This is a genomic window from Komagataeibacter melaceti (genome assembly GCF_003403295.1).
GTDB lineage: Bacteria > Pseudomonadota > Alphaproteobacteria > Acetobacterales > Acetobacteraceae > Komagataeibacter > Komagataeibacter melaceti.
Genome location: NZ_QUWV01000149.1, coordinates 1 through 23,820 on the forward strand (window position 1 = coordinate 1; position 23,820 = coordinate 23,820).

Genomic DNA, 23,820 nt, shown 5'->3' on the forward strand with positions numbered 1-23,820 from the left:
GCCGCGCGCCGGGTGGCGGGCTCATGCGGGTGGAAAACCGGGCTGGGACCATCCAGACCGTAACGCGCGACTACATTGCCAAGCAGTCCCCCACCGCCAACCCGGTGCAGGTCCTGTCCATGGAGCCGAGCGCCTTTGTCACCCTGACGGAGCCATACGGCATCGCGGGGGCAAACCTGACACTGCGCGGCCTGCCGGGGGACCATATCGGCTGGATCTATAACGGCGCGCCGGTCAATGACGTGGGTGACGGCGGCTTCTACCCCAACCAGACATCGGATGGTGACAACCTGCAATCCGTGTCCCTCGTGCCCGGATCGGTGGACCTGGACACGCCCAGCATTTCGGCGGCGGCAGGTAGCGCGCACGCTACCCTGATCGACCCGTCACACCATCGCGGGGGGTTTGTTGACTTCTCGTACGGTTCCTATGACATGCACCGCGAATTCGTGCGGCTGGAAAGTGGTGACATCGGCCATACCGGCGTGCGGGCGTTCGTGTCGTTTTCCAACACGGCGTCAAACAACTGGCGCGGGCCGGGCAACTTCCGCCGCAAGCATGTTGATTTCAAGCTGATCAAGGAATTCACGCCCGACAGCAACTGGACCGTCACCGCCAGCTACAACACCAACTCGCTCCAGCTTGACCAGAACCCCACGGCTGAGCAGTTCCGTGAATACGGGAAGCATTTCGACTATTCCTCCACGTATTCAAAGTCGAACAACCTGAATTACTACAAATACGGGCTTGATGCGTTCCAGAACCTCATTGCATCCGCCCCCCTTTCGCTAAAACTGGCCGAGGGGCTGCGCTTTGACGATACCCCCTACCTGTGGTGGGGTTCGGGCAGCATTGGCGGGGCCAGCGACGTGACGCAGGGCGATACGTTTTCGGGCAACCAGCCGGTTGACGTGAACCTGAACGGCGCGACATCGGTCTATACGCCGCTTTACTTCAGCTACCACCGCACCGGCAATAACGCCAAGCTGGCATGGACGGCGGGCAAGAACACCGTCACGCTGGGGTGGTGGTATGAATGGTCGCGCACCAACCAGTCCACGCCCGTATCCTACATCAACCAGACGGATGGCGGCCCGGCCAACATTTATGGTGATTACGGGCCTTCCATTTACAAGACCGCATCGGGCCAGCGCTGGTACCTGAACGACCACAACACCTTTACACAGGTGAACATGCTGTACCTGGGCGACAGGCTCAGCCTGCTGCATGACAAGCTGGAGCTCAAGGCCGGGCTGCGCCTGGCCATGGTCAGCCGCAAGGTGGACAGCTACGTGCCCAACGAACTCCAGCACCGGGGGCAGAACATAACCGAGCCGCTGCCGCAGTTCAGCGCGCGCTACAAATTCAACAGCCACCACCAGATTTACGTACTGGGCACGACCAGCTTCAAGATGCCCAACAACAATACCATGTTCGAACTGTACTCGGCATCGGGCGCAATGACGACGGCGCCGACCGACAACGTGAAGCCGGAATATTCGATCGAGGAAGAAATCGGCTACCGTTACAACAACAAGATGTTCGTGGGTGAAATCTCGTTCTTCAACTACAACTTCACAAACCGGCAGCTTTCCATGCTGAGCTATTACGGCACGGCCCCCATGCTCACGACCATGAACGCCGGTAACCAGACATCTCGCGGGGTGGACGTACAGCTCAGCACGCGGCCGATATTCGGGCATTTCCGCCCCTATATCAGCTTTGAATACCTTGATGCCCGCATGGACTCCAACATCCGTTACCTGAATGATTACCTGCCGACCAAGGGCAAGCGCCCCATTTCCGCCCCGCATGAAATGGGCTCCCTCGGCATTGACTGGGATAACGGGCACATCTTCGCCAATGTGGACCTGAAATACGTGGGCGCGCAGTATGCGACACTGGTCAATGATGAAAAGCTGAACCCCTATATTACCAATACCGTGACATTGGGGTACCGTTTCTCCAACCAGTGGTTCCTGCACTCACCGCAGATCCAGCTCAACATGCAGAACCTTGCCGGGTCACTGTATCGTAGCGGCGTCTATGCCATGTCCAGCAACGCCCATGCGGTAACGGGGCTGCGCGGCACCACCATTGCGGGCAGCGCGCCGACCTACACACTCATGCCCGGCTTCGCCATTGCATTTTCCATGTCGGCCGGTTTCTGACACCCTCGGGGGCCTGGGGGAATACGCACCCACAGGCCGCCACACCCCGATAACCCACCACCAGAAACGCGATGTTCCGGGTGCCGCCTTTCCGTTCAGGAGGGCGGCCTTTCCCGTTCAGGGGTTGAACAGGGGTGCAGCGGCCCATTGCCCCTGCCCCACCACTGAACACTGAAAAACCACCTTAATGTGCCGCCAGTCACATGCGGTATTCATGCCGTGTGCAAATACTGTGCCCACCAGCGCGTGGGGATATTGCCGGGGTACATGGCCACACCCCCTGCCGCGCCCTTAAGGCGCCATTGAAAATAAATTTAATATCCCATACGATAGGAAAAATACCCTATAAAAAAGAACATGACATGAACACAAGACCCTGCGGAATGATGATTGATGCCCGGCTTCCTGTTTTTCAAAAACAGGCCATTAACTGAACAGCCGGGCCGCGCGCCCGCCCGATCCTTGTGTTGAAAAAGTCACCTGCCAAGATGTATTCCCGTACCCCGTGCGGCGTCCGCACGCATGCCGCATTGCAGCCAGAAAACGGCCATATGCCGCGCCCTGCCGGCACATATGCCGCCGCCCGCACACCAGCGGCGGCAGGCGACCCATGGGCATGACGGCCGTGCGCCCGGCCGCCGGTCGCGCCGCTATCGCGCGCACATCTCCCCCAAACGGAAAAAGCTGCCGGTCGTTCCCCCTCCAGCATCTTAATACCGGGCTGCGCGGGTGTGTCCTGTTGTGGATGGGCATGTCCGCCTGCCATGCCGCCGGGCGTGACGGGGCGGCGGCGGCCAGCACCACCACCGCCAACGTGAAGCTGGCCCCGGCGGAAGGGGCGCTGCGGCCGCACAAGCGCCCGATTGCCGAATCACGGCTGGAGGCCCTGTTCAATACCGAAAGCCTTTCCGCGCTCCTGAACCATAATGACGACGCCCTGCGCCAGAGCGACCTGAGCGCGGGCTATTTCGTGGCCGAGCAGTCCTTTGGCAACCTCGTGCCGCAGATCCGCCCGTGGCGCGAATGGCTGAGCAACCGGGGCTTTTCCTTTGAACTGACCTACAAGGGCGAAAGCATGGCCAATGTGGGTGGCGGCCTGTCCAAGGGGATTGACTATGTCCATGACCTGCGGGTGAGCATGCTGTTCGACCTTGGCAAACTTGCCGGGCTGAATGGCTGGTACCTGCACGGCATCATCATGAACCGTGAGGGGCGGCAGGTCGGCTGGGACCATGTGGGCGAGCGCAACATCCTGCTGACGGAAGTGTGGAGCATCCACGGCCCGGCGGCGGCGCGGCTGGCGGACCTGTACCTTGAAAAATCCTTTTTCCACAGCCGCATCAACATCAATATCGGCCGTATCGCGCTGACCCATACCTATGGCACGTCGGTGCTGCTGTGTACGTTCATGACGCAGTGTTCCGCCCCCATGGCCATTCGTGAACCGGCGGGGTGGAGTGTCTATCCCAAGACATCATGGGGCGGCACCGTGCGCTTCCGGCCCACGCGCGACCTTACGCTGCGCACCGGCATCTACAAGATCGGCCCCAAGGTGCAGGACAATACTGGCTGGGCATGGGGCAGCGAAACCACAACCGGCATACAGACCCCCGTTGAATTGACATGGGAGCCGTTTTTTGGCCCGCGCAAGCTGCCGGGGCACTACAAATTCGGCTTCGGGCACGATACGTCGCCCTATCCCGACCTGATCGGGGATGTGCCGGTGGCCGATCGCGCCACCGTGCGGGTGTACAAGGAAAAGCCGCGCGACACCTTCTATATCGAAGCCGACCAGATGGTGTACCGCAGGCATGGCGAACACCAGATGGCGGGGGGCTACCTGCTGGCGGGGTTCATCCACAATACACCCAGCATCTCGAACTTTGCCGATGAATTCTATTTTGGCGCGTCCCTTCTGGGCCTGTTCCCCCACCGGCCCTTTGACCGCTTCGGCGTCATGTATTCGTACTACCAGATGAGTCCGCGCCTGACCTATGGCCAGAGCCTGCGGCAGGCGGCCGGGCTTTCCCCCGGGGCCTATGTCACGGGGCCACAGACCCATTCCGCCGTGCTGGAAGCCTATTACGGCATTCCCGTCATGCCCGGCCTGGTCATGACACCCGAGTTCGAATACGTCATGCGCCCCAATGAGACATCGGTCATCCCCAATGCCATGCTGGTCGGGCTGAAGGCCATCGCCAACCTGTAGCACCTGCCCGGTCGGGACGTGGCGCAACCTCCACCCCACCGCCACGTTCAGGCCCCACACGCAGGAGGCCACGATGCGCCCGACCCTACGCTTCATCATCACCCTCGCCGCGGCCCTGTCCGTCGCGGGGTGCCACCACGCCTATCATGACCGCCCTTCCCACTGGAATGAAGGCGACCATCATGACCGCAACCCGAACCAGCACTGGGGCCAGGGGCCGCATATCGACCACTGACCCCGCGCGGTGACGGGGGACATGGCGCTAGTCCAGCCCCCCGTCACCCGCGGTGCCGACATTCTGCACGCCCTCAATCGTGGCAAGGGCCGCAATCAGGTGGGAAACCGGGCGCCTGCCCCTGACCTGCATGCTCAGCGTCACGACCGGGGTGGTGGATGCCCCGTCACGCAGCAGGGGGGCCGCACAGTCGCCATCCTGCGCGATATGCACATGGTCCACCGCAAAGCGCAGCCGGGTGCAGGCCACAAGGATATGGCGCAGGATGCCCCTGCCATCGGTATAGGAAACATCCAGCCGCGTCTGCGCGGGATGGATCTGTGGCAGCAGCCGGGTGAAATACGGAAAGGCGAACATGATGATGAAATGCGCCGCTGTCGCGGCCAGCGCGAGTTCGACCAGCCCCGCCCCGCACGCCATGCCCACGGCGGCGGTCAGCCAGACGGAAGCCGCCGTGGTCAGCCCCCGCACGGCGTCCCGGCGCATGAAAATGACGCCACCGCCAATAAACCCGATGCCCGACACCACCTGTGCCGCCACGCGTGAGGGGTCAAGGATGACCCGCCCGGCGGACAGCACGTCACTGAAACCGTATTTTGATACGAGCATGATCAGCGCCGCCGCCAGCCCGACCAGCGCATGCGTGCGCATGCCAGCACTTTTCTGACGGAACTCGCGCTCAAGCCCGATCATGGCGGACAGCGTGAAAGCGGCCAGCAGGTCAACAAGCTGGCACCATGTTCCTGCAATCATATGTCACCGTACCTCCCCACCAGAAAAGGCTGGAATCCCCGTCGGTTCCCGCGGGGCTGCGCCCGCCCCGGTTTCTGCCCCGCCTTTACCCTATCTTAACCCGCCCCCGCGCAGGCTTGGCCCGGACGCGCAGGCCACGTGGCGCAGATTGGATGCAACAGACCGCGCACCCATCACGTTGAGTGCGGACGCGCCCCGTCCGGGCCGCCTTTCCCACCCACAATGCCGGAGAGCCAGACATGACCAGTTCCATTCCACCCCAGAGCCAGCCGCACCAGCCCGGCGTTGAACGACTGATGAACCCGCCAGCCGAACATATCCGCGCCGATTACCGGGGCAGCGGCAAGCTGAAGGGCCGCAGGGCGCTGGTCACGGGCGGTGACAGTGGCATCGGCCGCGCCGCCGCGCTGCATTTCGCGCGTGAGGGGGCGGATGTGGCCATCCTTTACCTGGAAGAAGATGAGGACGCGCATGAAACCGTCCGCCTGGCCAAAGCCGAGGGCGTGCGGGCGCTGGCCATACGCGGCGATGTCTCGAACAGCGCGGTGTGCGATGACGCGGTAGGCCAGTGTGTGGAAACGTTCGGCGGCCTCGACATCCTCGTCAACAACGCGGGCGTGCAGTACGTCAGCGAAGACCTGACGGATATTACTGACGAGATGTGGCAGCGCCACATGGATGTAAACATAAACGGCTATTTTTACATGGCGCGCGCGGCCCTGCCCCATCTGGGTGAAAAGGGCGTCATCATCAATACATCCTCGATCAACGCCTTCGCGGGCAACCAGTCCCTTGTGGCCTATACCACGACCAAGGCGGCCGAGATGGGGTTCACCCGCGCCCTTGCACTCCAGCTTGCGCCAAAGGGCATACGTGTCAACGCGGTCGCGCCCGGCCCGGTCTGGACACCACTGCAGCCCGCAAGCTGGGGGCCGGTTGACCCGCAGGCGGTGGCCGACCTGGGCAAGAAAACGCCCATGGGCCGTATCGGCCAGCCCAGTGAACTGGGTCCGGCCTATGTCTATCTGGCGGCGGAAGATTCATCCTACGTGACCGGGCAGACCGTGCATGTAAATGGCGGCATGATCATCAATGGCTGAACCCCTGCCCGCGCTGATGCTGCCGGTTTCCTCATGGCTGCGTCTGGCGCCGCACCGCCGCTGGCTTGACATGCAGGGCCAGCGCCTGCTGGACTTTTCCAAGCCCGCGCGCGTCGAGGATGGTTTCGCCGCGCTGGATGATGACGGCAGGCTCCCGCCCCACGCCACCGCCGACAGCACGATCAGCGCGCGCATGACCCATGTCTATTCCGTAGCGGCGGGCCGGGGCCTGCCGGGCTGCGCGCCACTGGCGGCGCATGGGGTGGCCGCCCTGCTCGGCCCGCTGGCGGACCATGAAAACGGCGGGTGGTTCCTGACCCCCGCCCCCGATGGCGCGCTGCCCGAAAACCCGCGCAAGCAGGCCTATCTGCACAGTTTCGTGGCGCTGGCCGCGTCCTCGGCCACGGTGGCCGGGGTGCCGGGGGCGGACGAGCTTCTGGCCCGCGCGCTTGCGGTGTGGCAGGCGCATTTCTGGAGCGAGGCGGAAGGCGTCTTTCGTGAAAGTTTCGCGCCCGACTGGTCGGATGAGGAAGACTACCGTGGCGCCAACGCCAACATGCATTCGGTCGAGACCTGCATGGCCGCGGCCGATGTGACGGGCGACCCGATATGGCGGCACAGGGCGCTGCGCATTGCCGGGCGTTTCATCCATGAACTGGCGCGCGGCGCGGACTACCATGTGCCCGAACATTACAGCCGCGACTGGGTACTGCTGAAGGATTACCACCGCGACAGCCCGACCGATGCCCTGCGCCCCTATGGCATGACGCCGGGGCATTTTGTGGAATGGTCGCACCTGCTCCTGAAGCTGGAGGCGGCACTGCTGCGCGCGCACGGCCAGGCGCCCGCGTGGCTGGTGGAAGATGCGGCTGCCCTGTTCCGGCGCGGCATGGAAACCGGCTGGGCGCGTGATGGCGCGCCGGGGCTGCTGTACACGATCGACTGGGACGGTACCCCGGTCGTCCACAACCGCCCCCACTGGTGCCAGGCGGAAGCCATGACCGCCGCCGCCGCATTGCTCAAACGCACCGGTCACCAGCATTACGAACACTGGTACCGCACCCTGTGGGACTATATCGACACCTACATGATCGACCGCAGGCGCGGCGGGTGGATACAGGAGCTGGACCGGCACAACCGGCCATCAGCCGTGGTGTATGAAGGCAAGGCCGACCTGTACCACGCCTGGCAGGCCACGATCACGCCCCTGCTGCCGCTTGCCCCCAGCTTCGCCACGGCTGTCTCCCTGCTGGAAGGGTAGCCGCTCAGAACGACCAGATCGCATCACAACTGAACCACAGCATGTTGTTGGTGCCGTTGTTGACGATCGGGTTGGACATGGTGCCCGACTGGTTGAAGGGCCGGGTGCCGTTGAGGGATTTGTCCAGCCGCACTTCCGGCCGCACGGTGAACTTGCCCAGCGACAGGTGGCGGTTGATGAATTCCGGCCGATAGGTCACCCCCAGCGTCAGCGCGCCATAGGTGGTGGGCGGCGCGGCGTAATAGGGGAATGGCTGGTTGGACAGTGATTTGGTGAATGACGTGTAGCCCGCATATTCGGTAATGACGCCGCCGGTATTGTCACGGAAGATTTCGCCACGTGCATTGAACGTCAGCCACGGGCGGATGTCCCACGCCACGTAACTGCTGATGCCATACGCATCATCGCGCAGACCGTCATCATGCAGGTAGGTGCCGTCCATGGTCAGCGTCACCCGGTCATTGACGTGATAGGTCGCCATGATGTCACCGTTGTACTGCATCAGGTGATTGGCGCTGCGGCCCATGCCCGCGCTGGTCCAGCCGCCGCCGCTAACCGAGCGCCCGTTATTGCCCTGCGGGCCGAAATGGCCGATGGCGTGCAGGTTCAGCTTGCCGTTCATCAGGTTATTCCACGCAAGGCCGAAATACCCCTTGGGCTTGTTGTTGTTGCCCGACGCCCCGAACGTGGTGGAATTGCCCGCGTCAACACCCAGTATCCAGTCCATGTGGCTGGTCACGTGCATGGTCGCGACAATGCCCACCGTCTCGAACGGTACGATGTAATCGGATGCGTAGTTGAAGGTATAGAACGGCCGCGCCAGCGACGGCGTGCCCTCCGACCCCATCAGGCCGTACATCTGGCCAATCTGCACATCAATGCCCCGGCGGTAGATCCACGGCAGGTGCACATCCAGGTGCGCCTGCGTGGGCGCCCACTGGTACAGCCCCGTCAGTGAACCCGAACCCATGCCGATGGTGGGGTCGAAACGGGCGTCCGAGCCATACATGGCCTCCAGCACGAAGCCGATCCCGTAGCCCTTGCCCACATCCGTCACCGCATGGGACAGGGAGCCCATGATCTGGTTCATCGTGACCGTATTGGCCCGGTCGGTATAGAACTGGGCAAAGTTGCGGCCAGAGCGCGTCCACGGGTTGCCGGACACGCCGGCCTCGATCTGCACGTGGCCTTCCAGCCCGTCCCAGTAAGTGCGGGCATGGCCCGGCCGGGGGTGGAAGATGTTGCCCGTGACCGGGGCGGGGGTTACGTCCTCGGCCGGTTCGGTGGCTTCCAGCGGGCGTTCCTCCTCGGTGGGGATGTCCGGCGTCTGGGCCAGCGCCCCCCCGGCGGCAGGAAGGGCCAGCATGCACATGCCAAGCAGGCCGGAAAATGAACGCGCGCGTACGGGCGCATGGTTTGTTTCAGCCATTCGGGACAGTTCCTGATCGGAAAGAACACATTGGGGGGATGGTGGACCGCCCGGCAGGCGGCCCGGATCGGGTCAGGCCGCGCGCACCCGGCGCGCCCGCGCCATGAAGACACCCGTCAGCACGGCCATGACGGCCAGGTAGATGCAGAATATCTCGACATTGTAATAAATCACGGCACTCAGCGCCACCAGTGCACCACCCAGCGCAATGGCGGGCAGCACCGGATACAGCGGCGCGCGGTAGCTGCGCACCAGGTCCGGTTCCGTGCGGCGCAGGCGGAACAGGCTGATCATGCTGAACACATACATGGTCAGCGCCCCGAAGACCGACATCGTGACCAGTGTCGCGGTCAGTGACTGGCCGTTGATGGAAATGACGTTATCGGAAAAGATCGCCGCAATCCCGATCACGCCACCGGCCAGCGTCGCGGCATAGGGCGTATGGAAGCGCGGGTGCACACGCCCCAGCACCGATGGCAGGAACCCCGCCCGCGCCAGTGCGAACATCTGCCGCGCATAGCCCATGATGATGCCGTGCAGCGAGGCGACCAGCCCGAACAGACCCAGCCAGACCAGCATGTGCAGCCAGTCGCTATGCGCACCCACCACGCGCTTCATGGCCTGCGGCAGCGGGTCGTTCAGGTTGGCCAGCGCGTGCCAGTCACCCACGCCACCGGCGAACAGCATGACACCGAAGGCCAGCGTCACCAGCGTCAGCACGCCGGCAATATAGGCCACCGGAATGGCGCGCCGGGGATCACGCGCTTCCTCCGCCGCCATGGCCACTCCCTCGATGGCGAGGAAGAACCAGATGGCGAACGGAATGGCGGCAAAGATGCCCCCCATCGCTTCCCAGCCGAAATGCGGCGCACCGCCCCAGCCGTCATGCAGGAAGTTGCCCCATGAGAACGCAGGCGCCACCACCCCCATGAAGACAAGGAGTTCGATGATGGCGGCAATGGTGATGAACAGCTCGAACGTCGCCGCGATCCGCACGCCCGCGATGTTCAGCGCCATGAAGATCAGATACGCCCCGAACGCCGCCACCTGTGGCGAAAGGGTGGGAAACTGCACGTTCAGGTACGCCCCGATGGCCAGCGCGATGGCGGGCGGCGCGAATATGAATTCAACCAGCGTCGCCAGCCCCGCGATCAGCCCGCCCAGCGGCCCCAGCGCCCGCGCGCTGTAGGTGAACGGCCCGCCCGCATGCGGGATGGCGCAGGTCAGTTCCGTAAAGCTGAAGATGAACGCGGTATAGATGATGGCCACGAATACGGTCGCCACCAGAAAGCCAAGGGTGCCCGCCGTGGCCCAGCCATAGCTCCAGCCGAAATATTCACCGGATATGACCAGTCCGACGGCAATGCCCCACAGGTGGAACGCACCGAGCGACTTGCTCAGATGGGTCGGGCTACTGCTCATTTACCATGATCCTTCTCCAATGGGGGGACGCCTTCGTGGCGGATATGTCCGTGCTGCGGGGCTGCATCCTTCAGGCCGACACCGGTCAGTGACAGGCGGCGCGCCTCGCGCATCAGCCATGCCAGCCGGTCCGCCGCCTGCGGTATCGACAGCCCGTGGGGGTGAATGTTGGACAGGCAGTTACGCGCTGAATCCGGGCAGCCGACATAGGGGGCATAGGTCAGGTAAACCCCCATGCTGTCGGCCACGCTCAGGCCGGGGCGCTCGCCAATCATCATGACGACCATGCGCGCGCCCATGGCTACCGCAATGTCATCACCCAGCGCCACGCGGGCCTGCGTGGCAATGACCAGCGGCGCCACCGACCACCCGGCCAGCAGCCCGCGCATGGCGTGGTACAGCGGCACCGCGCCATTCTGCACCGCCACGGCGGACAGGCCATCGCCCGCCACGAACACCACATCCCATGCCCCGGCATGCAGGTGGGCGCGGCTGGCGTCATCCAGCCTGCGGCCCAGGTCGGGGCGGCGCAGGTAGGTGGGGCGGTCGGGCGCGCTGCTGGTTACAAGCTGCGCTTCCTCGCCCGGTGCAAGCTGCGCGCGCAGGGCGGCGACATCCAGCGCGGTATGGACCGCATCACGCGCAAGGGCATGCGCGCCCTGAAAGGCCAGTACGTCGCGCGTGCGCTGGGCATTGCCGCTGCGCCCGATGCCAATGCGTGCGCGGGTCAGGTGGCGCAGTCCGTCCCATGCGTCACCGGGCGGAAGGGGGGTGGGTTTTTTCGTGTCCATGTCAGGCGATCAACTGGCCAAGGCGGGTCTGCCCGGGGGAGAGTTCGCGCATACGGCCCGTTTTCGCGTCGTACAGCCCCATCCGTTCCAGCCACGCGGCGAATTCCGGCGCGGGGTCAAGGCGGAGCATGTGGCGCAGGGTCATGATGTCATGGAATGACAGGCTCTGGTAATTGAGCATGATGTCATCCGCGCCGGGCACGCCGATCAGGAACGAAATCCCGGCCACGCCCAGCAGCACCATGAGGTTGTCCATGTCATCCTGATCGGCCTCGGCATGGTTGGTGTAACAGGCGTCACACCCCATGGGCACACCCAGCAGCTTGGCGCAGAAATGGTCTTCCAGCGCCGCGCGGGTGATCTGCTTGCCATCATACAGGTATTCCGGGCCGATAAAGCCCACCACCGTATTGACCAGCAGCGGATCGAACGCGCGCGCCACGGCATAGGCGCGGGTCTCGACCGTCTGCTGGTCCAGGCCGTGATGCGCGCCAGCGGACAGCGCCGCCCCCTGCCCCGTTTCAAAATACATCACGTTATTGCCGATCGTGCCGCGATGCAGGCCCCGGGCGGCGTCGTGCGCCTCCTTCAGGATCGACAGGTTGATGCCGAAGCCCTCGTTCGCCTTCTGCGTTCCGGCAATGGACTGGAACACAAGGTCCACCGCGCCGCCGCGGTTCATCATCTCGATCGTATTGGTCACATGCGTCAGCACGCAGGTCTGGGTGGGAATGTCAAACCGGCGGCGTGCGTGGTCGAGCATGTCCAGCAGCGCCATGCCGGTCTCGACATTGTCGGTGGCCGGGTTGATCCCGATTACGGCGTCACCCATGCCGTAAAGCAGGCCATCGAGGGTGGAGGCGGCAATGCCCTTCAGGTCATCGGTGGGGTGGTTGGGCTGCAGGCGCGAGGCAAGGCAGCCCGAAAGGCCGATGGTGTTGCGGAACCGGGTAATGACGCGGATGCGCGCCGCAACCGCCATAAGGTCCTGGTTGCGCATGATCTTGCTCACCGCCGCCGCCATTTCGGGCGTGATGCCCGGCGCGACCGCCGCCAGCGTCGGCCCGTCCGCCGCGTGCGAGAGCAGCCAGTCCCGGAAGTCCCCCACCGTCATGTGCGAAACCGGGGCGAAGGCCGCGCGGTCATGGCTGTCAATGATCAGGCGCGTGACCTCATCTTCCTCATACGGCACCAGCGCGGTGTTGAGGAAGGTGGCCAGCGGCACATCGGCCAGTGCGTGCCGCGCGGCGATACGCTGCACGTCCGATGTCGCCCCCAGCCCGGCCAGCACATCGCCCGAACGCGCGGGCGAGGCCACGGCCAGCAATGTGGCAAGGTCTGGAAAGCTGTATGTTTCACCACAGAAACTGGCGTGAAATCCCATTGAACGGTACCCGGATTATGGGCCGGGGCGTGTCATGATGGCCCGGCCGAAGTCAGAAATACATTCGATATCGCAATAATAACCATGGCGAAGCGATGCTGACTTGACCGGGCGGGACAAAGTTTTAACAATTTCGCACAATCGGCCTTATCGGATAATAGGCACCAACAGATTGCTGAGCGGAGAACCCATGGTTCATGCATCAAGACCGGACGGCGCCGCCATGGTCCTGGCTGCCGCCGCGCATGGCGTTGAAGAATTCATTACCCGCCACGGGGGCGATATAGACCGCATTGCCGGGCGGGCCGGGCTTTCACCGCGCCAGTTCGCCCTGCCCACGGAAAAACTGGATCTCAGCGCCTACTGCCGCCTGTTCAGCGAGGCCGCGCGCGACACGCAGGACGGCAACATCGGCCTGCGCTTTGGCCAGCAGTTCCGCCCCGACATGCTGGGCCTGATCGGGTATGTCGCCCTCCTCTCCCCCACGCTGGGGGATGCGGTGGCGAATCTGGCTTCACATTTCGGCTACCATCAGGCGCATACCCGCACCGGGCTGATCCGCCGCGACGGGCTGCTGCACCTTGAATACGTAATTGAAGACCCCCGCATCACCCAGCGCCGGCACGATGCGGAACTGACCATGGGCATGTTCTGCAACGTGCTGCGCCACGCCATGGGGCCGGACTGGGCGCCGGAGGAAATACATTTCGCCCATGCCCGCCCCGAACAGGCGCATGAGCATACCGATGCCTTTCAGGCCCCCGTACGCTTTGGCCAGATGACCAACGCGCTCGTGTTCCGTGAAAAGGGTACGGACATTCCCATGCCCAACGCCAACCCGTCGCTGCTGAAGGTGGTGCGTTCATCGCTCATTTCACTGGCGGGGGCGCAGTGCGAGGTACCCGCCGGCAGCCCGTTATCAGCACAGATTGCCGGGCACATCCGCAGCGCGCTGGCGGTCGGGCATATCGAGTTCGTGGACATCGCCCGCCGCATGGGCCTGCCGCCATGGACGCTGCAACGGCGGCTGGCGCAGGAAAACCTGACCTATTCCACCATACTGGAGGAAACCCGCCATGCCGAGGCGCTGCGTTACCTCACCACCACCAGCCACGACATAAGCGAGATCGCCCGGGCGCTGGCCTATACGGAAACCAGTGCGTTCAGCCGCGCCTTCCGTAAATGGAGCGGGCAGTCACCACGCGCCTACCGCAAGCAGAACATGGCGTAGCGACTGCCCCCCTGCCCGGTGGTTCAGGCGATGGTGTCAACCAGCACCACCTCCGCATCCTCCGTGGCGTGAACCGACAGCACGGCGGTTGCGGAAATGGCCGCGCCATCACCCTGCCTGACGGTCTGCCCCTCGATCACCACCGCGCCCTTCGCCACGACCAGATAGCCCAGCCTGTCCATGCCGAGGTGATAGGTCGTGCTTTCCCCCTGCCTGAGCGTCGCACCCAGCACGCGGGCGTCGGCATGGATCGGCAGGGCGTCGCCATCCCCTGCCCGGCCCGATGCCAGCACCACGAACTGCCCGGCCCGTTCCGCCCGGGGAAAGGCCCGCGTCCCCCATGAGGGGGCATGGCCCGCGCGGTCGGGCATGATCCAGATCTGGAACAGCCGGGTGGGCACGTCATCGCGGTTGTATTCGCTGTGGCGCACGCCGGTCCCGGCCGACATGACCTGAACATCCCCCGCCCCGGTCCGGCCGGTGTTGCCGAGGCTGTCCTGATGGGTGATCGCGCCTTCACGGACATAGGTGATGATTTCCATGTTCCGGTGCGGGTGCGCGCCAAAGCCGGTGCCGGGTGCGATCACATCGTCATTCCATACGCGCAGCGCGCCCCAGCCCATGCGTTCGGGATCATGATACCCCGCGAACGAGAAATGGTGCCGCGCATCCAGCCAGCCGTGATCCGCATGGCCCAGCCGGTCATAGGGACGGATTTCAATCATGATACCTGCTCCTGTTCGGGCATTGTGTTGACTGATGCAAGATTACCGCCGGTGTTATGTGGTCGTATATGGCAATCATGGAAAGGCATTGTTTCCATTCATTTTACATAAACCGCTCCATGGGGGGACGACAGCAGCCGTGTGGACAGGCTATGGAAACGATCAGGTCGATCATTTCCCAAGGTGCCATTCATGAGACTGCCAGACCTTGAAGCATGGGCGATTTTCGCGCGGGTTGCGGAACTTGGCTCCTTTGCCCGCGCGGCGGAGGACACCCAGCTTTCCCGCCCTACGGTTTCAAAGGCGGTCAGCCGGCTGGAACAGGCGCTGGGGGTGGCGCTGTTCAACCGCAATTCGCGCCACATGTCCCTGACCGAAACGGGGCGGCTGCTGCTGGGACATGCCAGCCGCATCCTGGCCGAAGCAGAGGCGGCCGAGGCACAGGCCCGTGGCGGCACGCAGCGCCCCTCCGGCCTGATCCGCGTTACCGCGCCCATCACGTTCGGCATGCGACACCTCGCCCCGCTGCTGCCCGATTTCCTGACCCGCTACCCTGAAATCGACATCGCGATCGACTTCAGCGATGCGGTGGTCGATATCGTGGCGCAGGGCTATGACGTGGCGCTGCGCATCGCGGCACTGGCGGATTCCGCGCTGCGGGCGCGCAGGCTGTGCGGCGTGCGGCTCGTGCTTGTCGCCACCCCCGAATACTGCGCACGCGTCGGCCACCCCACCCACCCGCGTGAACTGGTGGGCGAAAAGAGCTTTGTCTATACCAACACATCCGCCCCCGGCATGATCCGGCTGCGTCAGGAGAAAACCGGCAGAGAATTCGTGCTGTCACAGACATCCCGCTTCCGGGCCGACAACGCGGAAGCCTTCCTGCCCGCGCTGCATGCGGGGCTGGGATTCGGGCTGTTTCCCGAATTCATGGTGTGGGACGGGCTACATTCCGGCAGGCTGGAACGCCTGCTGCCCCAGTGGGAGGCCCCGCCCATCGCACTCTATCTGGTTACGGGCGGCAACCCGCTGCGCCCCATGCGGGTCAATGCGTTCATGGACTATCTGGTCGGGGCGTTCGCGCACCCGCCATGGGCCAGCGGGGAAAGCTGAACGCACGCCAGCAGGCCCATGCCCCCGAAAATGGAATCCGGGGGCATGGGGTGCGGGATCAGGCGAGTTTCTTCGCCAGCCCGGCCACGTGCTGGCCAAGGAACTTCGCGCCATCGAGTTCATTGGCGCTGGGCTGGCGGGAGCCGTCCCCCGCCGCGATGGTGGTCGCGCCGTAGGGGGAACCGCCCGTGACCTCATCGAGCGTGAGCTGGCCCTGGAAGCTGTAAGGCAGGCCGCTTATGACCATGCCATGGTGCAGCAGGTTCGACATGAGCGAGTAGAGCGTCGTCTCCTGCCCGCCATGCTGCGACGCGGTGGAGGTGAACACCGCCCCCACCTTGCCCACCAGCGCGCCCTTCAGCCACAGGCCGCCCGTCTGGTCCCAGAAATTGGCCATCTGCGCGGGCAGCCGGCCAAAGCGGGTGGGCGCGCCGACAATGATCGCATCATATTCCGGCAGTTCGCGCGTGGTGGCGATGGGGGCGGCCTGTTCGGTCTTGAAGTGGTGCGTGCGCGCCACCTCCTCGGGCACCAGTTCGGGCACCCGCTTCACATCGGCCTCAAGCCCCGCCGCGCGCACGCCCTCGGCCACGGCATGGGCCATCGTTTCGATATGGCCGTAGGATGAATAGTAAAGAACAAGAACCTTGGGCATTGTCATGCTCCCTTTCCGGGTTGGTGGTGGTTACGCTCGGGTAAGCGAGACCCCCTGACCATAACCGGCACAGGGAAAGTGGATATGGAAAATCCGGAAACATTGAATTTCCACAAACAGGCCCGCAGCCATTGCCGCCTGCCGGTCAGGCCAGGTCGCCCAGCCCCTCCAGCAGCGGGCGCAGCGTGGCGGCATCGGGCCGCCACCGGCCTATTGCGGTGCGGTAGATCGGGTTGCGGACCTGTTCGACGCTGGATGTCCTGACCGGGCGCGTGGATCTGTAGAAATCAAGGCACGCATCATCCCACGGCAGGCCGCAATAGGCGATGATGCGGCGCGCGCTGACCTCAAGGTCATCCACGACATCCTCATAGCGCACATCCAGCATCGCGCCCTGGGGCAGGACATGCCGCCAGTGGGCCATCAGGTCATGATACTGGCGGTAGCGGCGGCCGAGTTCACCCAGATCGAACGTGAATTCCTGCGCATTGAAGGGGGTGGCGAAGCATGAAAGGCACGTATCCACCGGGTCGCGCATGGTGTGGATGATCCGGGCGTTGGGCCATAGCTGGCGGATCATGCCGATATAGAGGTAGTTCCCCAGCGTCTTGTTGGTAATACGCAGGGGTGCGCCCTGCCCCGGCCAGTCCGTTACCAGCGCGTTGAGCCGCCGGAGGTAGTCACTGGCAATGAAACGCCGTTCCTCATGCGTGAGCTTCCCCAGCGGGGAGACCGTCCGCCATGCGGGAAAGCGCGCGGCGGCATCCCTGAACGTATCGAGCAGGGTGCTGACCTCCCCCGCCGCGTAAACCCCCGGGTGGCTTGCCAGTATCTGTTCCACCAGCGTGGAGCCTGACCGGGGCATGCCGACAATGAAAACGGGCTGGGGCGACGGATCACCATCACGCGACAGCCGCTCGATCTCCCCTGCGGTAAACAGGTCGCGCGTCCGGCGCATGCCCACGTCCATCCTGCCCTCATCATACGTGATGTGGCGGCGGTGCAGGGCGTTGCCCTTCAACAGATGGGCAAAGGACTGTTGGTGCTCGCCCATATCGGACAGGGCCTTGCCAAGTGCGAAATGGATGTCCGCCCGCTCCTGGTCCGACAGGGGCAGGGTCGTGTCCGCATCCAGCCTGCGCAGCGCGGGCAGGACCGGGTCATCGGCGGCCAGCCGCGTGATGCGGGTCAGGCACTGGTAGTAGCGCGTACATTCCGGCGCGAGGCTTATGGCCCGGCGGAAACACGCCGCCGCCTCCCCGATCCGCCCGATTTCCTGCAACGCCGCCGCCAGCGCGGCCTGCGCCGGGGCCTCGTCCGGTTTCAGGGCGCAGGCTTTTTCAAAATGGCTTATGGCTTCGTTCACATGCCGGTGCTGGTGGAGCAGCCTGCCCAGCTTCATATGCCCCGTGTAACAGTCGGGATGCCGCGCCAGCAGGGTCTGATAGCACGCCACCGCGTCATTCACCCGGCCCAGCTCCGTCAACGCCGCGCCAAGGCCCATGGCGGCTTCGATATTGTCGGGCGCGTAGCGCAGGGCCAGTTCGAACCGGCCCGCGGCCTCGCCATGGCGGCCTATGGCGCGGAATGTGCGGCCAAGGTCGATCAGGGTCGCGACATCCCTCGGGTTGGCCGCCAGTATGTCACGGTAGCGGGTGATTTCCCTGTTATGGCCATCAAGGGCAAGGATGCGCTGGTAGCACCCGACCGCCCCGGTCTGGTCACCGGATTTTGCCAGCGCATCGCCCAGATCGACCAGGGCAGCGCGATAATACGGGCGCAGCGTGGCCGCCTGGCGGAAGGCGGCTGTGGCTTCGCGCATATGCCCCGTCTCCCGCAGGGCGCGGCCGAGGGTATGGAAGCCTTCGGCATTTTCAGGGTTGTGGGCCAGCACCCTGCGCAGCATGGGTATGGCCCGCTCCGGGCTGCCATGCCGGGCGTACAGCGTGCCCAGAATGAACATTGTCTCAAGGTGGTCCGGGCTTTTGGTCAGGACATCCTCATAATACTTCATGAGCGCATGCATATGCGCGTCCTGCTGGCCCGCAGGCTCGGGTGGCGGGTTGTTGGATAATTGAGTTTCCTGCATTGGTGCCCCGTTCCCCCCGGTAAACGCGTCTCGTGGACCCTGTCGGCCCGGCCAGACCGCCATGGTCCGCTCCGTTTTATAGGACAGGTTCCCCACATGGCCAACGCCTGCAATCCGGCATGGCAACATGCGGCCGGAATATCCCCGCCAGCCCCCTTTTGTCCGTTTACGGACGTATTTCAGGGCGTATTCATGACATTACATGCGGGAAATGGGTGCCCTTGCATAAATCGTTCCAATATAGATGCCGTGCGCACACGGCAGTCATGTAACGCCCGGCGTTGACATGAAGCAGTACAGGAACACTATTTGTCGTGAGTTAGTACTTGTATCCCATAGTATTATCTTGCACTTTTTATGAACATAATGAGGTAAGCCATGTCTAAATGGACAGGCCTGTGGCGCGTACGCGGCCATGATGGCAAGGACAACCGTATTGTCGTGCTCAACGGGGAACGGGAAGATGAAATCGATGAAAAAGATTACATCATGAACAAGTTCGAGCCCCCCGTTGAAGACCTGGAATGGCGCAGGAAGTAACCTGACCGCGCCACCATTCCCCATGGCCCCATCCGGGCCAGTAACGGATGACATGGTTTTTCACGCCCCATGGACGGAACCGCCATGTCACCCGTGCCAATCACCCCGCCATGCCGGAACCCGCCGGGCGTGGCCTGTAGCCGCCAGCGTGCAGCGGGCCAATCCGATGGTGTGCTACATGCACAGCACCTCAAGCTCCTCCAGCTTGCCCAGCGTCACGCCGTCATCAAGATCTTCGAGAATATCCTTCAGCGTCGGCAGGAAGTTGTGCAGCACCCGCAGGTCGTCCAGCCCCTGATAATGGGCGATGTCGCGCTGCCGGAGGAAGTATTTCCAGAACGGGCTGGTATTGGTGTCAAAATGCACCTGAAGCAGGTCAAACACCTCCGCCGTCCTGCGTTCCCACTCAACATTCCTGAAGCTGACATACCTGTCGATCTGTGCGGACATCCCTATCCCCCTGTATTTTCCAAACCGGATGGGGAGTGTGAAGTGCCGCGCGCGTGCTGTCTGTCAGATGGCCGACATAACGGGCGGATCAGCCCGTGCCCGTATCCGCGCCGCTGGCCCAGTTCCGCAGCAGGGCGACATTGCCCATGCGCAGGTAGCCACGGCGCTCGCGTGAAAATGCGCCTTCGCGGATCATGGCGTTGAATTCGGTCGAGACCGTCTGCCGTGTCGTGCCCAGCAGCGCGGCCATTTCCTCCATGCCCAGCGTCAGCGGCACGACCTGCCCGCGTTGCAGCCCCGCACCGCCCTGTGCCGCGCAGCGCAGGATATAGCGCGCGATACGCCCCCGGGCATGGTGGAAGGCAAGGTCCTCGATCAACGTGATGGTCTGGCCCAGCACCCGGGCAAGGCCATGGATCAGCGCGTGCTGGAGTGCGGGATGCGCGGCCGCGATCCGCTCGATGGCGGAGCGGCGGGCCATGAAAAGCTGCGTGAAGGTGGTTGCCTCCATCTGCAGCCGCGTATGGGTGCTGAACATGTCGCCACGGTTCAGGTAGGCAAGGCTCAGCTCACGGTCAAAGGCCAGCAGGAAGGCCCGCAGCCGCCCGGTCCGGACAATGAATATACAGTCGGTATCATCCGGCCCGGCAAGGAGCTGCCCACGGTCGTACGCCACCAGCCGGAAGGCGGCCCGCAGGGGTGTTTCCGCCTGCCCTTCCAGCAGGTCCATAATGGTGGCGGGGCCATGAACATGCGGTGGCATCATTTACGGCAGTGGCGCAAATATCATGCCATGGCTGGTGCCCCGCCCCTACATCACGGCGTGTGGCCGTATGTCGCCTCCAGCCGTTCGCGCAGGTAATCCGCGCCGGTAATGGGCGGGTAATGTGGTGTGTCACCGGGGCGGGCCATGATCGGCTCCACCACCGCATCGGCATCCGGGTCAAGGAAGAAGGCCACGGAATAACGGTCACTGGCCGGTTGCAGCACACGGTGCGGGGTCGAGACATACACATCGTTGCTCCACCGCATCAGGCAGTCACCGATGTTGCAGACAAACGCATCCGGTATCATCGGCGCGTCGATCCAGTCACCACCACGCGGGCGCACCTGCAGCCCGGCCACGCCATCCACCGCCAGGATGGTCACGTTGCCATAATCCGTATGCGCGCCAGCCCCCGGCGCGCGGGGCCGGGGCTCCGCCGCGCAGTAGTGCAGCAGCCGCAGCGTGGCCATGGGGTGGGTGAATTTATCAACAAAGAAATCCTCATCCACGCCAAGGTCCAGCGCGAAAGCCCGGTGCAGCGAGGCGCCAACGCTCTGGCACGCCGCGAAATAGCCCACCATCAGATCCCGCCAGCCCGGTATGTCGGGCCATGCGTTGGCGGGCTCGCCCGCTGCCTCGCGGCCCATGTTGAAAGCTTCCTTGCGGTCCGGCAGGGCGGCGGTGTCCAGCCGCTCCACGCCGTAACCGACATAGCCGCGGTTGTGCCCCACCCGGCTGCGCGCGATGCGTTCCTTTTCCGCGTCGGGCAGGGCGAACAGCGCATGCGATGCGTCAAACACCGCGCGCAGCAGCGATGGGTCCACCCCATGGCCGGTAATGTAGAAAAAGCCCGTCTCGCGGCAGGCGCGGCCAAGGGCGGCGGCGACTTCCCTGCGCTCCGCCGGGGTTCCTTCCCTCAGGCGCGTGATGTCAATAACCGGAATATCATGAGACATAGGACTGGTCCGTCATGTTATCGGAAAGGATTTCGTTCTGCGTGCGGATGCCGTCGCCCGTTTCCACCGAGCCCGGCTGGTGCGTGCCGCGCTGGCGCAGGTCGCGCGGGCACAGCCCGGTCATGCGCCGCACCAGGCGTGAAAGGTGAAAGGGCGAACCGAAGCCGCACAGTTCGGCAATGGTGGCCAGCGGCATGTCGGTGCGCAGGATCATGCGGATGGCCGCCTGCGTGCGTATGTCCCACACATGGCGCATGGGGGTGGTGCCGAAATACCGGCGGAAGGACGCCACCAGATGGGGCGGCGTAACCCCCCACACGCCTGCAAGGCGCTGGAGGTCGAGTGGCTCGAAATAATGCGCCTCGACATAGGCGCGGACCTTCGCCAGCCCTTCGGGCAGGTGGGATGTGTCTTCCCGCCCGGTTTCAAACCGCCATGCAGCAAACAGCGCCTCGCCCAGCGCGTTGCGCAGCAGGTCGGCCTCGGGCGAACGCTCAAGGCCGCAGCCCAGCCCCTCGCGGAACAGGGTGCGGATGCGCGATGACGCGGGCATGCACTCCGCAATCATCTCGCCGCCTGCCGGGTCGCCCGCCAGCAGCGGCGTTTCGCACCAGCAGACATGGCTGCCCGGCGCGTAGAAGGAGGTCCGCCCCTCCCAGTTCACGAACAGGCCGCACTCCCCGGCCTCAAGCCCGTATTCCTGCCCATCGACCAGCGTGTGCATGGAGCCTGCCTCCACCAGCAGGATCCATGCGTAGGGCTGCCCGGCCACCCGGAACGCCCCCCCGCGTGGATAGGCGATCTCCCCAAAGGAGAAGTTCGCACCCCTGTTCAGAAACGACAGCATTCCAGCATCCCCGCATTACCTTCTTGCCCCCCTACAGATAATTCCCCCCGCACGGGCATGAAATGACCGGACGGCACAAAAACATATCCATAATTATGATTATGTTCCGGATAGAGCTGAAAACGGGAGAGGATGCGTAACCGGATGATGGCGGCAGGGGAACGTCGGGGCAGCAAAACGGCCATGCCCGCCGGGGCGCACCCGACGGGCATGGCGTCCCGGTCAGAATTTGCAGGCTATCGGTCGTTCAGGGGCTAGTCGGGCCGGAATCCATGCTCCGGTCCCGCACCCGGTCGGTGGGGCGCCCGCAGGCTAACCCCAAGCCGCGCCCGTTCAGGGCAGAACGCGCACAGGCGCGTATGTCAGGCGGAATGGGCCACTTTCGCGGCGGGGCGATGACGCACCAGATGCCCCGTTACCGTCAGCACGATACAGGTGCAGACCCATGCCAGTATCTGCACGCCCGTGGGCCGGTCGGAATAACCGAACAGCGCCTTGGCCGCACGGCCGACCATGCTGCCATCCGACAGCAGCCACGACGTATCCCATATGTCATAGCCCAGCGCGGGCAGCAGGTCGTCACTGGCCAGCAGGGCCGCCGCCTGGCTGGCCATGCCCGCCGCAAGGAACGTGACCAGCAGCCCGGTTACGGCAAACAGGCGGTTGAGCGGAATGACCACAAGCCCCCGGTACAGCGCCCATGACAGCCCGGCCCCGGCCACGACCCCAAGCACGCCACCAACCAGCATGGGCACCGGCCCCGTGCCGCTGGAAATGGCGATGCCGTACAGGAACAGCACCACCTCCATCCCTTCGCGCAGGACGGCCACGGCCACGACAATGGCCATGGCCAGCAGGGAGCGGCTGCCGCTGGCCACCTCGGCCCCGACGGCCTTCATGTCGCGCGCCATTTCACGGCCATGGCGGGCCATCCATACGATATGCCAGCCCAGCATCACCACCGCGAGGCACAGGATCACCGCCGAAAACACATCCTGCCCGTTACCGGACAGCGCCTGTGACAGCGCCCCGGCAAAGAGTGCCAGAATACCCGCCCCCAGCACGCCCGCGCCAATGCCCCCCGCGATCCACCGCCCGCGAAAGGGGATGCCCTGCGTGGCCGCCAGCACGATCCCGACAATCAGCCCGGCTTCCATCACCTCACGGAAAACGATCAGAAGACTGCCCAGCATGTCAGGGGGCCTCCGTCACGGTTACGGTGCCTGTGGCGCTGTCGGGGTGGTAGTCGTCAAAGAATTTGTAGGTGCCGGGGTGCAGCGGCCCCGCATGGACCGAAATCGTGCCGCCCTGCACCACGATCTTTTCGAATTTCAGGTCGTAGCTTTCAAATTCATCGACCGTATCATCATGGTTCGTCAGTTCGATGATGAACCGCTGCCCCGCCGGCACCGTAAAGTGGTCGGGGGTGAAGTGATGGTCCTTCACTTCCAGATGGATCGGCTCCACCGCGCGTGCGGTCCCGGCCACGGCCACCAGAACGGATGCAAGAATTATTTGGGGGAATGAAATTCGCATGGGTCATCCATTGGGTAATACTTCCCCAATAATGAGATTGGTTCGCAATGTCAAACCATGCGACATGCCCATCCGCCGCCCCCGGGGCTGGCGTGCGTGGCGGTGGCCAACCTTTCATTTCCTGCGGCGTTGGCCCCCTACAGCCAGGGAGGACACA

The 23,820-nt window shown here is 64.0% G+C and carries 22 protein-coding genes; 8 read left to right on the top strand and 14 right to left on the bottom strand.

All coding sequences use genetic code 11. From position 1 onward, the window contains the following. From DY926_RS14240 to DY926_RS17380, 3 genes are all read left to right on the top strand, one after another. The coding region (locus tag DY926_RS14240) for a TonB-dependent receptor (protein ID WP_116703969.1) at nucleotides 1-2,171 on the top strand (2,171 nt) is incomplete at its 5' end. 616 nt (nucleotides 2,172-2,787) lie between these two features. Beyond that, on the top strand, nucleotides 2,788-4,380 hold the full coding sequence (locus DY926_RS14245) for a carbohydrate porin (protein ID WP_241503243.1): 1,593 nt from the start codon (nucleotides 2,788-2,790) through the stop codon (nucleotides 4,378-4,380). Nucleotides 4,381-4,453: 73 nt separating this feature from the next. Next, the gene (locus tag DY926_RS17380; RefSeq protein WP_158552021.1) at nucleotides 4,454-4,615 is read left to right on the top strand and encodes a hypothetical protein; all 162 of its coding nucleotides are present in this window, start codon (nucleotides 4,454-4,456) and stop codon (nucleotides 4,613-4,615) included. Between the two features lie 27 nt (nucleotides 4,616-4,642). On the opposite strand, the gene DY926_RS14250 is transcribed toward DY926_RS17380, so the two are convergent. Next, complete coding sequence (locus DY926_RS14250) at nucleotides 4,643-5,368, bottom strand: MgtC/SapB family protein (RefSeq protein WP_116703970.1); 726 nt, start codon at nucleotides 5,366-5,368, stop codon at nucleotides 4,643-4,645. A 239-nt stretch (nucleotides 5,369-5,607) separates the two neighbouring features. Between DY926_RS14250 and DY926_RS14255 the strand changes: the two genes are divergently transcribed. Beyond that, nucleotides 5,608-6,468: a glucose 1-dehydrogenase gene (locus tag DY926_RS14255; protein ID WP_116703971.1), complete on the top strand. Its 861-nt coding sequence runs from the start codon at nucleotides 5,608-5,610 to the stop codon at nucleotides 6,466-6,468. Beyond that, on the top strand, nucleotides 6,461-7,729 hold the full coding sequence (locus DY926_RS14260; RefSeq protein WP_116703972.1) for an AGE family epimerase/isomerase: 1,269 nt from the start codon (nucleotides 6,461-6,463) through the stop codon (nucleotides 7,727-7,729). Before DY926_RS14255 ends, DY926_RS14260 begins: the two co-directional genes overlap by 8 nt. Nucleotides 7,730-7,733: 4 nt before the next feature. On the opposite strand, the gene DY926_RS14265 is transcribed toward DY926_RS14260, so the two are convergent. The 4 genes from DY926_RS14265 to DY926_RS14280 form a co-directional block, all read right to left on the bottom strand. Next, nucleotides 7,734-9,101 (bottom strand): outer membrane beta-barrel protein, encoded by a 1,368-nt coding sequence (locus tag DY926_RS14265; protein ID WP_408886073.1) that lies wholly within the window; start codon nucleotides 9,099-9,101, stop codon nucleotides 7,734-7,736. A gap of 129 nt (nucleotides 9,102-9,230) precedes the next feature. Next, nucleotides 9,231-10,580, bottom strand: a complete 1,350-nt coding sequence (eat, locus tag DY926_RS14270; protein ID WP_116703974.1) for an ethanolamine permease — start codon at nucleotides 10,578-10,580, stop codon at nucleotides 9,231-9,233. Continuing rightward, nucleotides 10,577-11,371, bottom strand: coding sequence for an ethanolamine ammonia-lyase subunit EutC (eutC, locus tag DY926_RS14275; protein WP_116703975.1), 795 nt, complete (start codon nucleotides 11,369-11,371; stop codon nucleotides 10,577-10,579). Before eutC ends, eat begins: the two co-directional genes overlap by 4 nt. Nucleotide 11,372: 1 nt before the next feature. Next, complete coding sequence (locus tag DY926_RS14280) at nucleotides 11,373-12,755, bottom strand: ethanolamine ammonia-lyase subunit EutB (RefSeq protein WP_116703976.1); 1,383 nt, start codon at nucleotides 12,753-12,755, stop codon at nucleotides 11,373-11,375. Between the two features lie 223 nt (nucleotides 12,756-12,978). Between DY926_RS14280 and qhpR the strand changes: the two genes are divergently transcribed. Beyond that, nucleotides 12,979-13,986, top strand: a complete 1,008-nt coding sequence (gene qhpR, locus DY926_RS14285) for an AraC-like transcriptional regulator QhpR (protein ID WP_186336184.1) — start codon at nucleotides 12,979-12,981, stop codon at nucleotides 13,984-13,986. 23 nt (nucleotides 13,987-14,009) lie between these two features. Here qhpR and DY926_RS14290 read toward each other — a convergent pair whose 3' ends face one another. Next, the gene (locus DY926_RS14290) at nucleotides 14,010-14,711 is read right to left on the bottom strand and encodes a pirin family protein (RefSeq protein ID WP_116703978.1); all 702 of its coding nucleotides are present in this window, start codon (nucleotides 14,709-14,711) and stop codon (nucleotides 14,010-14,012) included. 192 nt (nucleotides 14,712-14,903) lie between these two features. Between DY926_RS14290 and DY926_RS14295 the strand changes: the two genes are divergently transcribed. Then, nucleotides 14,904-15,824 (top strand): LysR family transcriptional regulator, encoded by a 921-nt coding sequence (locus DY926_RS14295; RefSeq protein ID WP_116703979.1) that lies wholly within the window; start codon nucleotides 14,904-14,906, stop codon nucleotides 15,822-15,824. 58 nt (nucleotides 15,825-15,882) lie between these two features. Here the strand turns inward: DY926_RS14295 and wrbA are convergent, their stop codons facing one another. Beyond that, complete coding sequence (gene wrbA, locus DY926_RS14300) at nucleotides 15,883-16,479, bottom strand: NAD(P)H:quinone oxidoreductase (RefSeq protein ID WP_116703980.1); 597 nt, start codon at nucleotides 16,477-16,479, stop codon at nucleotides 15,883-15,885. Between the two features lie 145 nt (nucleotides 16,480-16,624). After that, entirely contained in the window at nucleotides 16,625-18,568 is a 1,944-nt protein-coding gene (locus DY926_RS14305) for a tetratricopeptide repeat-containing sulfotransferase family protein (RefSeq protein ID WP_158552024.1), read from the bottom strand. Nucleotides 18,569-18,946: 378 nt separating this feature from the next. Between DY926_RS14305 and DY926_RS17385 the strand changes: the two genes are divergently transcribed. After that, complete coding sequence (locus tag DY926_RS17385) at nucleotides 18,947-19,108, top strand: hypothetical protein (protein ID WP_158552027.1); 162 nt, start codon at nucleotides 18,947-18,949, stop codon at nucleotides 19,106-19,108. Nucleotides 19,109-19,282: 174 nt separating this feature from the next. Here the strand turns inward: DY926_RS17385 and cowN are convergent, their stop codons facing one another. From cowN to DY926_RS14335, 6 genes are all read right to left on the bottom strand, one after another. Beyond that, complete coding sequence (gene cowN / locus DY926_RS14310) at nucleotides 19,283-19,558, bottom strand: N(2)-fixation sustaining protein CowN (protein WP_116703982.1); 276 nt, start codon at nucleotides 19,556-19,558, stop codon at nucleotides 19,283-19,285. An 88-nt stretch (nucleotides 19,559-19,646) separates the two neighbouring features. Next, a complete protein-coding gene (locus tag DY926_RS14315) occupies nucleotides 19,647-20,324 on the bottom strand; it encodes a Crp/Fnr family transcriptional regulator (protein WP_241503244.1) in 678 nt (225 codons plus the stop codon). 50 nt (nucleotides 20,325-20,374) lie between these two features. Beyond that, a complete protein-coding gene (locus DY926_RS14320) occupies nucleotides 20,375-21,280 on the bottom strand; it encodes an isopenicillin N synthase family dioxygenase (protein ID WP_116703983.1) in 906 nt (301 codons plus the stop codon). Further along, nucleotides 21,270-22,127 carry an AraC family transcriptional regulator gene (locus DY926_RS14325; RefSeq protein WP_116703984.1) on the bottom strand — a complete coding sequence of 286 codons (858 nt, stop codon included), beginning with the start codon at nucleotides 22,125-22,127 and terminating at the stop codon, nucleotides 21,270-21,272. Before DY926_RS14325 ends, DY926_RS14320 begins: the two co-directional genes overlap by 11 nt. Before the next feature lie 362 nt (nucleotides 22,128-22,489). Beyond that, the gene (locus DY926_RS14330) at nucleotides 22,490-23,320 is read right to left on the bottom strand and encodes an FTR1 family iron permease (RefSeq protein WP_116703985.1); all 831 of its coding nucleotides are present in this window, start codon (nucleotides 23,318-23,320) and stop codon (nucleotides 22,490-22,492) included. Nucleotide 23,321: 1 nt separating this feature from the next. Then, entirely contained in the window at nucleotides 23,322-23,663 is a 342-nt protein-coding gene (locus DY926_RS14335; RefSeq protein WP_116703986.1) for a cupredoxin domain-containing protein, read from the bottom strand. Nucleotides 23,664-23,820: the final 157 nt, after the last annotated feature.